At 68.7% G+C, this 14,219-nt stretch carries 11 protein-coding genes and 1 pseudogene; 9 read left to right on the top strand and 3 right to left on the bottom strand.

Annotated features, from left to right (window positions below; genetic code table 11):
• On the bottom strand, window positions 1-1,607 hold a 1,607-nt coding region (locus AC1DHX_RS18585), incomplete at its 3' end, for a sensor histidine kinase (RefSeq protein WP_476900338.1).
• A gap of 169 nt (window positions 1,608-1,776) precedes the next feature.
• Here AC1DHX_RS18585 and AC1DHX_RS18580 point away from each other — a divergent pair.
• The 4 genes from AC1DHX_RS18580 (at window position 1,777) to gatB (ending at window position 6,806) form a co-directional block, all read left to right on the top strand.
• Window positions 1,777-3,258, top strand: coding sequence for a CitMHS family transporter (locus AC1DHX_RS18580; protein ID WP_476859091.1), 1,482 nt, complete (start codon window positions 1,777-1,779; stop codon window positions 3,256-3,258).
• 176 nt (window positions 3,259-3,434) lie between these two features.
• On the top strand, window positions 3,435-3,731 hold the full coding sequence (gatC, locus tag AC1DHX_RS18575; RefSeq protein WP_476859090.1) for an Asp-tRNA(Asn)/Glu-tRNA(Gln) amidotransferase subunit GatC: 297 nt from the start codon (window positions 3,435-3,437) through the stop codon (window positions 3,729-3,731).
• Window positions 3,732-3,735: 4 nt separating this feature from the next.
• Complete coding sequence (gene gatA / locus AC1DHX_RS18570; RefSeq protein ID WP_476859089.1) at window positions 3,736-5,301, top strand: Asp-tRNA(Asn)/Glu-tRNA(Gln) amidotransferase subunit GatA; 1,566 nt, start codon at window positions 3,736-3,738, stop codon at window positions 5,299-5,301.
• Window positions 5,301-6,806 carry an Asp-tRNA(Asn)/Glu-tRNA(Gln) amidotransferase subunit GatB gene (gatB, locus tag AC1DHX_RS18565; RefSeq protein ID WP_476856494.1) on the top strand — a complete coding sequence of 502 codons (1,506 nt, stop codon included), beginning with the start codon at window positions 5,301-5,303 and terminating at the stop codon, window positions 6,804-6,806. Before gatA ends, gatB begins: the two co-directional genes overlap by 1 nt.
• A 3-nt stretch (window positions 6,807-6,809) precedes the next feature.
• Here the strand turns inward: gatB and AC1DHX_RS18560 are convergent, their stop codons facing one another.
• Entirely contained in the window at window positions 6,810-7,718 is a 909-nt protein-coding gene (locus AC1DHX_RS18560; RefSeq protein WP_018774590.1) for a LysR family transcriptional regulator, read from the bottom strand.
• A gap of 180 nt (window positions 7,719-7,898) precedes the next feature.
• On the opposite strand from AC1DHX_RS18560, the gene tdh reads away from it, so the two are divergent.
• The 4 genes from tdh to AC1DHX_RS18540 all read left to right on the top strand — a co-directional run bounded on the left by tdh (window position 7,899) and on the right by AC1DHX_RS18540 (window position 13,259).
• Window positions 7,899-8,945: an L-threonine 3-dehydrogenase gene (tdh, locus tag AC1DHX_RS18555; RefSeq protein ID WP_476900337.1), complete on the top strand. Its 1,047-nt coding sequence runs from the start codon at window positions 7,899-7,901 to the stop codon at window positions 8,943-8,945.
• A gap of 97 nt (window positions 8,946-9,042) precedes the next feature.
• The gene (locus AC1DHX_RS18550; RefSeq protein ID WP_476859088.1) at window positions 9,043-10,254 is read left to right on the top strand and encodes a glycine C-acetyltransferase; all 1,212 of its coding nucleotides are present in this window, start codon (window positions 9,043-9,045) and stop codon (window positions 10,252-10,254) included.
• Between the two features lie 618 nt (window positions 10,255-10,872).
• Window positions 10,873-12,015, top strand: coding sequence for an NAD(P)/FAD-dependent oxidoreductase (locus tag AC1DHX_RS18545; protein WP_476859087.1), 1,143 nt, complete (start codon window positions 10,873-10,875; stop codon window positions 12,013-12,015).
• Between the two features lie 11 nt (window positions 12,016-12,026).
• Window positions 12,027-13,259, top strand: coding sequence for an amidohydrolase family protein (locus tag AC1DHX_RS18540; protein ID WP_476859086.1), 1,233 nt, complete (start codon window positions 12,027-12,029; stop codon window positions 13,257-13,259).
• Window positions 13,260-13,306: 47 nt separating this feature from the next.
• Here the strand turns inward: AC1DHX_RS18540 and AC1DHX_RS18535 are convergent, their stop codons facing one another.
• Window positions 13,307-13,987, bottom strand: a complete 681-nt coding sequence (locus AC1DHX_RS18535) for a histidine phosphatase family protein (RefSeq protein WP_028278302.1) — start codon at window positions 13,985-13,987, stop codon at window positions 13,307-13,309.
• 100 nt (window positions 13,988-14,087) lie between these two features.
• On the opposite strand from AC1DHX_RS18535, the pseudogene AC1DHX_RS18530 reads away from it, so the two are divergent.
• Window positions 14,088-14,219, top strand: a pseudogene (locus AC1DHX_RS18530) (CPBP family intramembrane glutamate endopeptidase); the annotation flags it as partial.

Raw genomic sequence — 14,219 nt, 5'->3', positions numbered from 1 at the left:
TCTCCGCCGCGGCGGCGCGCGAGCTGCCGGGACAGCGCCAGCCCCAGGCCCTGCCCTCCGCCAGGGCGCGCTGGCCGGACCGAGGTCGTGTAGCCCTCCGCGAAGACGCCCTCGGCCTCGGCGGCTGTCATTCCAACGCCCAGGCCGTCGCCGGAATCGGCCACCACAATGTGGAGTGTGCCGGCGCCTCCGTTGATGCCCGGTTCGTCCAGCACTTCGACTTCCACCCAGCGCTCGGCCGCGGATCCGGCGACGGCGGCGTTCACGGCGTTGTCGATCAGGTTCCCCAGGACGGTGGTGACGTCCTGGGGTTCGGTGACGTGGCCGCGGACCACAGATTCCGGGCCGAGGCGGAGGCTCACGCCGCGCTCGTCCGCCTCGACGCCCTTGGCACCGAGGAAGGCCTGCAGGTAGGGGTCCTGGAGCAGCTCGGCCTGGTCCACCGGGAATGCCAGCGGCCCGGTGCCGGCCAGTTTGGCGAGATAGTCTTGGGCCTGCTGGGGCTCCCCGATGCTCATGAACCCGGCGATCGTGTGCAGCTGGTTGGCAAACTCGTGGCGCTGCGCCCGCAATGCCGCGGACATCGTGCCGACGGCGTCGAGCTGGCGGGTCAGCTGCTGCAGCTCGGTCCGGTCCCGCAGCATCACCACCCAGCCCAGGTCCTCGCGGCCGTGCAGGGCCTTGCGGGCGCTCACCACCAGCACCTGGCCGCCGGCCACGAGTTCCACCGCCTCGCCCTCGGCCGCATCGGCCCGGGTCAGGGCCTTGAGCTGCTCCGGGACCGGCGCGGCGGCCCAGGCCGTGCCCGCGAGCTCCGGGACACCGAGCAGCCGCTGGGCGGCGGCGTTGAAAACGCTGACCCTGCCGTCGGCCGAAACGCCGATCACGCCGTCGTCGACGCCCTGCAACACGGCCACCTGGTCGTGCACCAGGGTGCTGATCTCCTCGGGTTCCAGCCCGAGGGTCAGCCGGTGGAGCCGACGCCGCAGCAGGAAGGAGGCGAGCACGCCGGCCAGCAGCGCGCCGGCGGCCGTGACGGCGATGGGGATGATGTCCCGGGCCAGGCTTTGGCTGATCGTCTCGGTGGAGTAGCCCACGCTCACCTCGCCCACCACCGCCGTCGAGTCCGGGGCATACACCGGGACCTTGGCGCCGGCGGACGGGCCCAGCGTGCCCGTGTTCCGAGTGGTGACCTCCCGGCCCGCGAGGGCGTCCGAGGGGTCGGTACTGACCTTTTCGCCCAGCCGCTCCGCGTCGGGGTGCGCCAGCCGGATGCCGGTCTCGTCCGTAATGACCACGAACAGGGCCCCGGTGCGGGTGCGGGCACCCTCCGCGGCAGCCATCAACGGACCGGCCAACAGCTCGGCGGCCGGGGGAGCGGCGGGAAGAGCGCTGATGGACTGGACCTGAGCCCGTACGGAGGGGTCAGAGGCCACGGTCCGGGCCAGGGTCAGCGCCTGGTTCTCCGCCTCGCGGCCCAGCCGGTCATAGCTCAGCCAGGCGTGGACGGCGCTGCTCAGCAGCACCACCAGCGCAACGACGCCGAGCTGCAGCAGCAGCGTCTGGGTCGAAAAGCGCAGTGCCGGCAGAGCTGTGCGGCGCTTCATCGGGCTCCTGCCTGGGGTTGGTACGGACGTGAGCAAAATGCGCAAAATGCATCCAATAAGCAGTATGCCAATCAATTGAGCCAAAGGCCCAGTCGTGACGGGCGCCACTCTAACGTCTGTAGTGCGCATCACACCGGAGTGGTGTCATTCAACGAAGAAGGAGCCGGCCGTGCTGGTATTACTAGGATTCGCCATGATCGCGGTATTCATGGTGCTGATCATGACGAAGAAGTTGACGCCGGTGCTGGCGCTCATCATTGTTCCCACAGTCTTCGGGCTTTTCGCCGGCGCGGGCCTCGGGATCGGCCCGATGGTCATGGACTCCATGAAATCCATGACCTCCACCGCCGCGCTGCTGATGTTCGCGATCATCTACTTCGGGCTGATGATCGACGTCGGGCTCTTTGACCCCCTGGTCCGGTTCATCCTGCGCAAGCTCGGCAACGACCCCGCCAAGGTGGTCCTGGGCACGGCCATCCTCGCGGCAGCGGTCTCCCTCGACGGTGACGGCTCCACCACCTTCATCCTCACCACCGCGGCGATGCTGCCGGTCTACCTGCGGCTGAAGATGAGCCCCGTGGTCCTGACCTGCGTGGCCGGCCTGGCCAACGGCACCATGAACATCCTGCCCTGGGGCGGCCCGACCGCCCGCGCCGCCTCCGCGCTGAAGCTCGACGTCAATGATGTCTTCGTGCCCATGGTCCCGTCCCTCATCGCCGGGCTCATCGTCGTGCTGGTCTTCTCCTGGCTGCTCGGCCTGCAGGAACGCAACCGCCTCCGCGCCGTCGCCCCCGAGATCTGGGGTGTCCCGGATACAGCCGCAGCCTTCGACGGCGACGCAGACGGCGCAGCCGGCGGCAGCGCGGCCGGCGGTACCGGAATCCGCCGCGGCCGCAAGGGCCCCGGCGCCTCGCCCGCCGGGCTCTCCCCGGAAGGATCGTCCGTTGCAGTGCTGGAGCGCGCCGATTCCCTCGTTGACGACCGCGACTCCGCCATGGCCGACACCGCCCTGGACCCCAACCGCAAGACCCTCCGTCCCAAGCTGTTCTGGTTCAACCTCGGCCTCACGGTCGCGGTCATGGTGACGCTCGTCGCCAACGTCATTCCGCTCCCGTTCGTCTTCATGGTCGGCTCCGCCGTCGCCCTGCTGGTCAACTTCCCCAAGGTCAAGGACCAGAGCGCCCAGCTGATCGCGCACGCTCCCTCGATCGTCGCCGTCGTCAGCATGGTCATGGCCGCCTCGGTCCTGACCGGCGTCCTCAACGGCACGGGCATGGTCAAGGCCATGTCGGAATGGCTGGTCCAGATCATCCCGTCCGACATGGGTCCGCTGATGGCCGTGATCACCGGCGTCCTGAGCATCCCGATGACGTTCTTCATGAGCAACGACGCCTTCTACTTCGGCGTCCTGCCGGTCCTGAGCGAAACGGCGGCCCACTACGGCGTCAGCGCTGCCGACATGGCCCGTGCTTCCATCACCGGCCAGCCCTTCCACCTCCAGAGCCCCCTGGTCCCGGCCATCCTGCTCCTGGTCTCCCTCGCGAAGGTGGACCTGGGCGACCACCACAAGAAGGTCCTGTGGCGCACGGCCGTGATCTCCCTGGTGATGCTCGGCGTCGGAGTGCTCACCGGAGCCATCGGCATCGGCTAACCACTCCCAACAGCACCAACCAACGCGGGGTCACTTACGGCCCATTCGGGACCTCCGGATGGACCGTAAGTGACCCCGCGTTGTTTGTGGTCGTCGTTCCAGGCGGCGGACAGTAACCACCGTCCAACCCACGTAGACTGGGACGGAAAATTATCCATACCTTGCAGGGGAGATCCATGGCTGCGATCAACCGCGACGACGTCGCGCATCTCGCGCAACTCGCGCACATCGAGATGAGTGCTGAAGAGCTGGACAGGATGGCCGGCGAACTCGCCGTCATCGTGGATTCAGTGAAGTCCGTCAGTGAAGCCGCCGGTGATGGCGTCCCGGCCACGTCCCACCCGATTCCGCTGACCAATGTGTTCCGCGAGGACGTCGTGGGCCACACGTTTACGGCCGAGCAATCCCTCTCCGGTGCCCCCGACGCGTACGAAGGCCGTTTCAAGGTCCCGGCAATCCTGGATGAGGACTAAGACCATGACTGAGAACAACGAACTGATCCGCCTCTCCGCCGCCGCGCTCGCCGAGAAGCTGGCCGCCCGCGAGATCACCGCCGTCGAGGTCACCCAGGCCTACCTGGACCGCATCGCCGCCGTCGACGGCAAGGTCCACGCCTTCCTCCACGTCAACACCGACGAGGCGCTCGCCGTCGCCGCCGAAGTGGATGCGATCCGCGCCGCCGGCGGTGCCGCCGCCGAAGAGCTCCACGTCCTCGCGGGCGTCCCGATCGCCGTCAAGGACCTCATCGTCACGATCGGCCAGCCCACCACGGCCGGCTCGAAGATCCTCGAAGGCTGGCACAGCCCCTACGACGCCACCGTCGTCGAGCGCCTGCGCGCCGCCAAGATGCCGATCCTGGGCAAGACGAACCTCGACGAATTCGCGATGGGCTCCTCCACCGAGCACTCCGCCTACGGGCCCACGCACAACCCGTGGGACCTGGACCGCATCCCCGGCGGTTCCGGCGGCGGCTCCGCTGCCGCCGTCGCGGCCTTCGAAGCCCCGCTGGCCCTCGGCACGGACACCGGCGGATCCATCCGCCAGCCCGGCGCCGTCACCGGCACGGTCGGCGTCAAGCCCACCTACGGCGGCGTTTCCCGCTACGGCGCCATCGCCATGGCCTCCTCGCTGGACCAGATCGGCCCGGTCTCGCGCACCGTTCTCGACTCGGCCCTGCTGCACCAGGTGATTGGCGGGCACGATCCGCGCGACTCCACCTCGCTGCCGGACCCGCTCGAGGACCTCGTGGCCGCGGCCCGGACCGGCAACGTCGAGGGCATGAAGATCGGCATCATCAAGGAACTCCACGGCGAGGGCTACCAGGCCGGCGTCGAGAACCGCTTCAACGAATCCCTCGAGCTGCTCAAGGGCGCGGGCGCAGAGATCGTCGAGGTCTCCTGCCCCAACTTCAAGTACGCCCTGGGCGCCTACTACCTGATCATGCCGTCGGAGGCCTCCTCCAACCTGGCCAAGTTCGACGGCGTCCGCTACGGCCTGCGGGTCCTGCCCAAGGACGGTCCCATGACCATCGAGCGGGTCATGGGCGCCACCCGCGCCGCCGGCTTCGGCGACGAGGTCAAGCGCCGCATCATCCTGGGCACCTACGCCCTGAGCGCCGGCTACTACGACGCCTACTACGGCTCGGCCCAGAAGGTGCGCACCCTGATCCAGCGCGACTTCGACGCCGCCTTCGAAAAGGCCGACGTGCTGATTTCCCCGACGGCGCCGACCACGGCGTTCAAGCTCGGCGAGAAGCTCAACGACCCGCTGGCGATGTACCTCAACGACGTCGCCACCATCCCGGCGAACATGGCAGGCGTCCCCGGCCTGTCCCTGCCCGGCGGCCTGGCCGACGAGGACGGACTGCCCGTGGGCATCCAGCTCCTGGCCCCGGCCCGCCAGGATGCCCGCCTGTACCGCGTCGGCGCGGTCCTGGAATCCCTGCTCGAGGCGCAATGGGGCGGCCCGCTGCTGGAAAAGGCCCCCTCGCTCACTGCTACTTCTGCGGCTGCCGCCGCCTCAAGCCACGGAGGCTCACACTAATGACTGACGCAACCCTCAGCTTCGAAGAGGCGATGGACAAGTACGATCCCGTCCTGGGGTTCGAGGTCCACGTGGAGCTCAACACCAAGACCAAGATGTTCTCCTCCGCGCCGAACGTCTTCGGCGATGAGCCGAACACCAACGTCAACGAGGTGGATCTCGGCATGCCCGGCGTGCTGCCGGTGGTGAACAAGACCGCGATCGAGTCCTCGATCAAGATCGGCCTGGCGCTGAACTGCAAGATCGCCGAGAAGTGCCGCTTCGCCCGGAAGAACTACTTCTACCCGGACACCCCGAAGAACTTCCAGACCTCCCAGTACGACGAGCCCATCGCGTACGACGGCTACCTGGACGTCGAGCTGTCCGACGGCACCGTGTTCCGGGTCGAGATTGAACGCGCGCACATGGAGGAGGACGCCGGCAAGCTGACCCACATGGGCGGCGCCACCGGCCGCATCCAGGGCGCGGACTACTCCCTGGTGGACTACAACCGTTCCGGCGTGCCGCTGGTCGAGATCGTCACCAAGCCGATCGAGGGCGCCGGCAGCCGCGCCCCCGAACTCGCCAAGGCCTACGTGGCTGCCGTCCGCGAGATCGTCAAGAACCTCGGGGTCTCGGACGCGAAGATGGAGCGCGGCAACGTGCGCTGCGACGCCAACGTCTCGCTGCGCCCGCACGGCCGCGAACGTTTCGGCATCCGCTCGGAGACCAAGAACGTCAACTCGCTGCGCGCCGTCGAACACGCGGTCCGCTACGAGATCCAGCGGCACGCCGCCGTGCTGGACTCCGGCGAGCCGGTCATCCAGGAAACCCGCCACTGGCACGAGGACACGCGGACCACGACGTCGGGCCGGGCCAAGTCCGACGCCGACGACTACCGCTACTTCCCGGAACCTGACCTGGTCCCGATCACCGCGTCCCGCGAATGGGTCGAGGAGCTCCGGGCCACGCTGCCCGAGCCGCCGGCCGCGCGCCGCAAGCGGCTGCAGGCCGACTGGGGCTACTCGGACCTGGAGTTCCGCGACGTCGTCAACGCCGGCGTCATGGACGAGATCGAGGAAACCATCGCCGCCGGCGCCACCGCCACCGTGGCCCGCAAATGGTGGATGGGCGAGATCGTCGGCCGTGCCAAGAACGCCGACGTCGATCCCGGCCAGCTGGGCGTCAACCCGGCCACCATCGTGGAACTGAACAAGATGGTTGAAGACGGCAAGATCAACAACAAGATGGCCTCCGAGGTCCTGGACGGCGTGCTCGCGGGCGAAGGCACCCCGGCGGAAATCGTCGAGAAGCGCGGCCTCGCCGTGGTCTCCGACGACGGCCCGCTCCTGGAAGCGATCGACGCGGCCCTCGCCGCGCAGCCCGGCGTCGCGGACAAGATCCGCGGCGGCAAGATCCAGGCGATCGGCGCGATCGTCGGCGGGGTCATGAAGGCCACCCGCGGGCAGGCCGACGCCGGCCGCGTGCGCGAGCTGATCCTCCAGCGCCTCGGCGTCGAGGGCTAGCCCCTAGCCGCCCACTAAATCGGTCATGATGGTCTGCAGTGCTTCGCAGACCATCATGACCGATGTGCGTTTAAGGTTCTCCGGCCGGGCCAGGACGTCGATCCGGCGCCGGGTGCTGATGCCCTCCAGCGGCCGCAGCACAATGTCCGGGTTCAGCACAGGCCGCGCGGTGTGCCGCGGCAGCAGGCCGATCACGCCGCCGGCCGCCACGAGCGCCGCCACGGTCGAGTAGTCGTTGATACGGTGCACGATGTTCAGCTCACGGCTGGAGACCGCCGCGACGGCGGAAAGCACGTCGGCGGGGGAGTAGCCGGCGCGGCTCGTCACCCACGGTTCGCCCACGACGTCGTCCGCCGTCACCGCGCGCTGGCCGGCCAGCCGGTGCCCGGCCGGCAGCGCCACGTCCAGCGGCTCATGCGCGAGCGGAATCACCGCGACGCGTTCCTCGGGCCAGCGCGGGCTGTGGTCCATCCGGTGCGCCAGGACCAGGTCGTAGCGCGCCGTAAGGGCCGGGAAATCCTGTTGCGCGACGTCCTCGTCGGAGAGCAGGATCCGCGGCTGGCCCGGGCCGTCCAGCAGCCGGGCCAGCGGCGCGAACAATGCCTGCCCGGCGCTGTGGAAACCGCTGAGCGTCACCGGCGCCACCGGTGAGCCGTGGTAGGCGCCGATCGCCATCTTCGCATCCGCCATCGCGCTGACCACCGCGGCCCCGGCGTCCGCCAGCACCTGCCCGGCCTCCGTGAGCACCAGGTTCCGGCCCTCCTTGCGGGTCAGCGGCACCTCCACGGTCTTCTGCAGCGCGGCCAGTTGCTGGGACACGGCCGACGGCGTCACCAGGAGGGTTTCGGCGACGGCCTTGACGCTGCCCAGTGCTCCGAGTTCGCGCAACATCTCCAGCTGGTGGATTTCCATGCCAGCCATTCTATGCAACAGCAATTGCTAATTCGTCGATTGAGAAGAATTCGGTTGTGCTAATGCTTTCTGGTGGGTCTAATGGGGTGAGTTGACCCACACGCCGGCCCCGCATGCGGAACAGAACACGCGGAACAGAACGCGCGGAGCAGGACCCCAAAAGCACAGTTAGGAAGGCCCATGAAGGCTCTCTACAAAGCCGGCGCCCACGCAGGATTCGAGCTCGTCGACCGTCCCGAGCCGGAGACCGGCCCCGGGGACGTCAAGATCCGCGTCATGACCACCGGCATCTGCGGCACGGACCTGCACATCCAGGCCTGGGACGCCTGGGCGCAGGGCATCATCAACGCCCCCCTGATCGCCGGCCACGAGTTCTACGGCGAGGTCGTGGAGACCGGCGAGGACGTCCTGGACGTCAAGGTGGGGGACCGGGTCTCCGGCGAAGGCCACATCGTCTGCGGAATCTGCCGCAACTGCCGCGCCGGCCGCCGGCAGATGTGCATCAACACCGTCAGCGTCGGCGTCCAGCGCGACGGCGCCTTCGCCGAGTACGTGGTGATCCCCGAGACCAACGTCTGGGTCCACCAGGACCCCTCGGTCACCCCGGAACTCGGCGCCATCTTCGACCCCTTCGGCAACGCCGTCCACACCGCTCTGAGCTTCCCGCTGGTCGGCGAGGACGTGCTGATCACCGGCGCCGGACCCATCGGCCTGATGGCGATCGCCGTCGCCCGGCACGCGGGCGCCCGCAAGATCGCGATCACCGACGTCTCCGCGCCCCGGCTGGAACTGGCCCGCAGGCTCGGCGTCGACCTCGCGATCGATGTCTCGAAAATGCGGGTCAAGGACGCCCAGCGCGAACTCGGCATGCGCGAAGGCTTCGACATCGGCATGGAAATGTCGGGACACCCCACCGCGCTGCCTGAGATGATCGACAACATGAACCACGGCGGCCGGATCGCGATGCTGGGACTGCCCAGCCAGTCCATCGACATCRACTGGGGCAARGTGGTCACSCACATGCTGACCMTSAAGGGCATCTACGGCCGCGAAATGTTCGAGACCTGGTACGCGATGAGCGCCATGCTCTCCTCCAACCCTGCCCTGCACGCAAACATCTCGGCCGTGGTCACGGACACGCTGCCGGCCACCGACTGGGAAAAGGGTTTCGAGGTGGCCCGCGCCGGCGTCGGCGGCAAGGTGGTCCTCGACTGGACCGTTTTCTAGGCCCCTTTCCTGACCGCACGCTTCCGGGCCCCTGCCCGACACAGCATTCCACGCACAGCATTCCGCCCCCGCATCCAACCAGCCGAGGAGCCAACCCATGTATTCAGCCATCAAGGACCAGCTGCAGCACGAACTCGATGAGATCCGCAGCGCCGGTCTGTTCAAGACCGAGCGGCACATCGACTCGCCGCAGGCCAACCGCATCACGGCCGGGCAGATCGGCGAGACCGGCGCCGACGTGCTGAACTTCTGCGCCAACAACTACCTGGGCCTCGCCGACCACCCGGACATCATCGCCGCGGCGAAGACCGCCATGGACGAGCGCGGCTTCGGCATGGCCAGCGTGCGCTTCATCTGCGGCACCCAGGACCTGCACCTGGCACTGGAAAAGCGTGTCTCGGCGTTCCTCGGCACCGAGGACACCATCCTGTTCTCCAGCTGCTTCGACGCCAACGGCGGCGTGTTCGAGTCCCTCTTCGGCCCGGACGACGCCGTCATCTCGGACGCCCTGAACCACGCGTCCATCATTGACGGCATCCGGCTCTGCAAGGCCCAGCGCTTCCGCTACGCCAACCAGGACATGGCGGACCTCGAATCGAAGCTGATCGAGGCCACCACGCAGGAGAACCCGGCCCGCCGCAAGATCATCGTCACGGACGGCGTCTTCTCGATGGACGGCTTCCTGGCCCCGCTCGAAGCGATCTGCGACCTCGCCGACAAGTACGATGCCCTGGTCATGGTGGACGATTCCCACGCGGTGGGCTTCATGGGAGCCACCGGTGCCGGCACGCCGGAACACGCCGGCGTCTCGGACCGCGTGGACATCTACACCGGCACCTTCGGCAAGGCCCTCGGCGGCGCCTCCGGCGGCTACGTCTCCGGYCGCGGTGAGGTGGTGGCGATGCTCCGCCAGAAGGCCCGCCCCTACCTGTTCTCCAACTCGCTGGCCCCGGCGATCGTCGCGGCCACGCTCAAGGCCCTGGACCTCGTGGAAAACTCCGGCGAACTGCGCGGCAAGCTCTTCGCCAACGCTGAACTCTTCCGCAACCGCATGTCCGAGGAGGGCTTCGACCTGCTCCCCGGCGAGCACGCCATTGTCCCGGTAATGTTCGGCGACGCCGTCATGGCCGCCAAGGTGGCCGATGCCATGCTCCACAACGGCGTCTTCGTCACGGCGTTCAGCTACCCGGTGGTGCCCAAGGGCGCCGCCCGGATCCGCGTCCAGCTCTCCGCCGCGCACAGCGCCGACGACGTCGAAGCCTGCGTCCAGGCGTTCGTGCGCAGCCGCGCGGCGATGGCAGCAGCCTAGTCCGCCTGATCGCCGGGCCGGGCCCCCGCTTTCAGCACGGGGTCCGGCCCCACTCTGCCCGGCCCCACCCTGCCCGGCCTTGCCCCGGCCTTGCCCGTTCATCCCGGCTTCCTCCTCGGGCTTGTCCGCGGGACATGCCCAGCCCCGGCAGCGAGGACTGGACATAATGCCACTATGTCCAACGGCCACGACCAACGAGGGGCATGTCCCGGGCCTGCCCGCCGCAACGGGGGACATGTCCAGCTCGGGCAGCGAGGACTGGACATAATGCCACCATGTCCAACGGCCACGACCAACGAGGGGCATGTCCCGGGCCGGCCCGGGGCAACGAGGGACATGTCCGGTCGTGCGGACCATGGCAGGGCATGTCCCGGGGCGGTGTGCACAATTTGTCCAAGCAGCCGGGGTTCCAAGAAGGTTGCCGCCAAACTCGGAATCGTGGAGAGGGCATGTGCCGAGAACACCGTGAGCCACTGGATTTCAACGCCCTGGGACCCAACAACGGCGCAGGTGATGACTGTGGGACCCGATTGACGTTGCCCGCCCGGGAGCAGGTTGCGGCAAACGCCGGATACCGGGACGTGATCACCTGACCCGACGATCTGCAAGGATGGGATCATGTCAGCTCATTACGATGTCGTAATTGTCGGCGGCGGGATCGCCGGCCTGTCCCTTGCCTCCGCCTTGGCCGGGCACTGCAGCGTGGCCCTGATCGAAGCCGAACAGACCCTGGCCTACCACACCTCGGCCCGCTCAGCCCGGCAACTGATTCCCAGCTACGGCCCGCCTGTGGTCCAGGAGCTCACCGTCCGGACGCTCGACCTCATCGCGGCCCAGGACGCCGAACGTCCGGAACCGGTGCTCACCCCGCGCAGCTTCATGCTGATCGGGGACGACGCCACCGTCCGGGCGGAGGCAAGCGGACACATGCAGCGGATCACCCACGCCGAGGCACTGGACCTGTGCCCGGCCCTGGTCCCGGATTCGTTCAGCGCCGCCGGGCTGGACACCGGATCCTTCGCCTGCAACGCCCCCGTGCTGCTCGAGGACCACCGGCGGCTCGCCGTGGCCGGCGGCGTGGACATCATTACCGGCGCCAGGGTCCATTCCGCCCAGCGGCTGGGCACCGGCTGGGAACTAGGCGCCGGGCAGGAAGGCTTCCAGTCCGCCGTCGTGGTCAACGCCGCCGGTGCCTGGGCCGACGAGCTCGCCGTCCTCAGCGGCGTCGAGAAGCTCGGCCTGCAGCCGTACCGGCGCACCGCGGCGATCGTGGACGTCGAGAATCCCCTCCCGGAAGCCAGCCCGATGGTGGCGGCGGCCGATGACAGCTTCTACTTCCGGCCGGACAACGGCCAGGTCCTGATCTCGCCCGCCGAACACGTGCCGAGCGGACCCGAGGACGCCCGGCCCTATCCCGGCGACATCGAACGGGTCATCGCCCGGCTCAACGAGATCACGACGCTCGGGATCCGGAACGTCCGCACGGCCTGGACGGGGCTGCGCACGGAGGCGGCCGACGGCGTCCCGGTGGTGGGGTTCGACGCCGAGGCCACCGGATTCTTCTGGCTCGCCGGCCAGGGCGGGTACGGATTCCAGACCTCATCCGGCGTCGCGGAACTGGCCGCCGGGCTGATCCTCGCCGGCCAGGGCACCGCCCCGGCCCTGACCCCGGCTGTGGCTGTGTCCCCATCCACCGAGGCCAGTCCGGCATCCCGGACAGCGGAGGCGCTGGCCGCGACCCGCTGGTCCATCCGGCGCTGAAGAATGGATCCATGAGTACCCTCATCACCAATATCGCCGAACTGATGACCCAGGACGCGGAACACCGCGTCCTCCGCGACGCGGCGGTGGTGATCGAGGGGGAGCGGATTTCCTGGCTCGGGCCCGCGGCCGACGCCCCGGCCGCGGACGAACGGGTGGATGCCGGTGGCCGGGCGCTCCTCCCGGGCTGGGTCGACTCGCACACGCACCTGATCTTCGCGGGGGACCGCACTGCCGAGTTCGAGGCCCGGATGGCGGGGGAGAGTTACAGTGCCGGCGGGATCGCCGTCACCACCGGCGCCACCCGGAGCACGAGCGACTTCGACCTGACCCGGCTGGCGATGGGCCGCGTCGCGGAGGCCGTGTCGCAGGGCACCACCTACCTGGAGACCAAAACCGGCTACGGCCTGGACCTCGAGAACGAGGCCCGCAGCGCCCGCATCGCCTCCACCGTGGCGGACGAGGTGACCTACCTGGGGGCGCACCTTGTGCCGGCCGGGATGGACGCGGAGGAATACACGGAGCTGGTCTGCGGGCCGATGCTCACCGCAGTCCGGCCCTACGTCCGCTGGGCCGACGTCTTTTGCGAGCAGGGCGCGTTCAACGAGGACCAGTCCCGCCGGGTGCTGCTGGCCTGCAAGGCTGCCGGGCTGGGGCTGCGCGTCCACGGCAACCAGCTCGGCGAGGGCCCCGGCGTCAGGCTGGCGGTGGAAGTCGGCGCCGCGAGCGTGGACCACGTGAACTACCTTTCGGCCGCGGATGTCGATGCCCTTGCCGGCAGCTGGTCCGGCTGGGACGCCGCCGGCGGCGGCGGCACCCCTGGATCCGGGCAGCGCGGCACGGTCGCCACGTGCCTGCCGGCCTGCGATCTCTCCACCCGGCAGCCGCTGGCCCCTGGCCGGGAACTGCTCGACGCCGGCGTGCAGCTGGCGCTGGCCTCCAACTGCAACCCCGGCACGTCCTACACCAGCTCCATGGCGTTCTGCGTCACCACCGCCGTGCTGCAGATGCGGCTCAGCGTCCACGAGGCGGTGCGCGCCGCGACCTACGGCGGCGCGCTGGCCCTGGGCCGGGAGTCCGGGAACGACGCCGACGGCGAACGCGCGGTGGGCTCGATCGCCGTCGGGCACCGCGCGGATCTTCACCTGCTCAACGCACCTTCCGCCACGCACCTGGCCTACCGGCCCGGCATCCCCCTGACGCACGCGGTGTGGCGCGCCGGTGTGGCGCAGCCGGTCCGTTAGCGGGCCGGTCCGCTGACCCGGCTGGCTCCGGCCCCGGACGGGCCGCGCTAGAACATCATGGGCGGTGCGTCGAGGACGGTCTCGTCCACGCGCCTCTTCTCCCACTGCGTGAAGGGCTTGTCGAGCTCGTACTTGCCGTGCGAGGTGCGCAGCAGGGTGCGGACCTCGGCGTTCTCGGGGTTATTCAGGGACTCGAAATATTCCACCGACCAGTGGAACCAGCGCATGCAGAACAGCCGCATGGTCAATCCGTGCGTCACAAACAGCGCGTTCGGGGCATAGCCGGGCCGGGACCAGTGCCGGTGCAGGGTTTCCATGAAGGAAGAAATCCTGTCATACACATCGGAACCGGACTCGCCCTCGCGGAAGCGGTAGAAGAAGTGCCCGTAGGCGTTGCGGAGCTCCTTCTGGTCCTCGATGTCGCCGGCGATCTGAAAGTTGGCCCAGTCCTGTTCGCGCAGGCGCGGTTCCTCGATCACCCGCTCCACGAGCGGGCCGAGATTCAGTGCCTCGAGGGTCTGGTAGGCGCGCAGGTAGGGGGAGACGTAGACGCACACGGGGCGGCCGTCCAGCTGGCGCCGGACCTCCTCCCCGGCCGCGGTGGCCTGCTCCAGGCCCAGCGCGGTCAACGGGATCCGGTAGTCCGGAACACGGTTGTAGATCGAGGTGTCGGCATTGGCGGCAGACTGGCCGTGCCGGATCATGATGATTTTCCGGGGCGCACTCATAATCCCCAAGCATAGGGCTCCCAAAAAGCCGGGGGTGCCGGCGCGGCCGGCACCACGCGGGCACCAGCAAACTATCGGCAAGTGCAGGCAAGATAGAACCATGTTGGTTCCCTCCCGCCGTCGGCTGCGGTTCGAAGTGTTGATTGTCCTGGGGTTGTCGCTGGGGCAGTCCGCGATCTACTCCCTGGTGCAGTTGCTGGACAAGATGACCACGGCGCCGCTGGCCCAGGGG

It is taken from the genome of Arthrobacter sp. 05N33_2, from assembly GCF_056397425.1.
The sequence above is the reverse complement of the archived record's forward strand: the minus strand, read 5'-3'. Positions and strand labels throughout refer to the sequence as shown.

What these genes read in the sequence shown, in the direction of transcription:
- gatA (WP_476859089.1), top strand. Translation starts at nt 3,736, where the DNA reads ATGACTGAGAACAACGAACTGATCCGCCTCTCCGCCGCCGCGCTCGCC.
- AC1DHX_RS18535 (WP_028278302.1), bottom strand. Translation starts at nt 13,987, where the DNA reads ATGAGTGCGCCCCGGAAAATCATCATGATCCGGCACGGCCAGTCTGCC.
- AC1DHX_RS18540 (WP_476859086.1), top strand. Translation starts at nt 12,027, where the DNA reads ATGAGTACCCTCATCACCAATATCGCCGAACTGATGACCCAGGACGCG.
- gatB (WP_476856494.1), top strand. Translation starts at nt 5,301, where the DNA reads ATGACTGACGCAACCCTCAGCTTCGAAGAGGCGATGGACAAGTACGAT.
- AC1DHX_RS18560 (WP_018774590.1), bottom strand. Translation starts at nt 7,718, where the DNA reads ATGGAAATCCACCAGCTGGAGATGTTGCGCGAACTCGGAGCACTGGGC.
- gatC (WP_476859090.1), top strand. Translation starts at nt 3,435, where the DNA reads ATGGCTGCGATCAACCGCGACGACGTCGCGCATCTCGCGCAACTCGCG.
- AC1DHX_RS18545 (WP_476859087.1), top strand. Translation starts at nt 10,873, where the DNA reads ATGTCAGCTCATTACGATGTCGTAATTGTCGGCGGCGGGATCGCCGGC.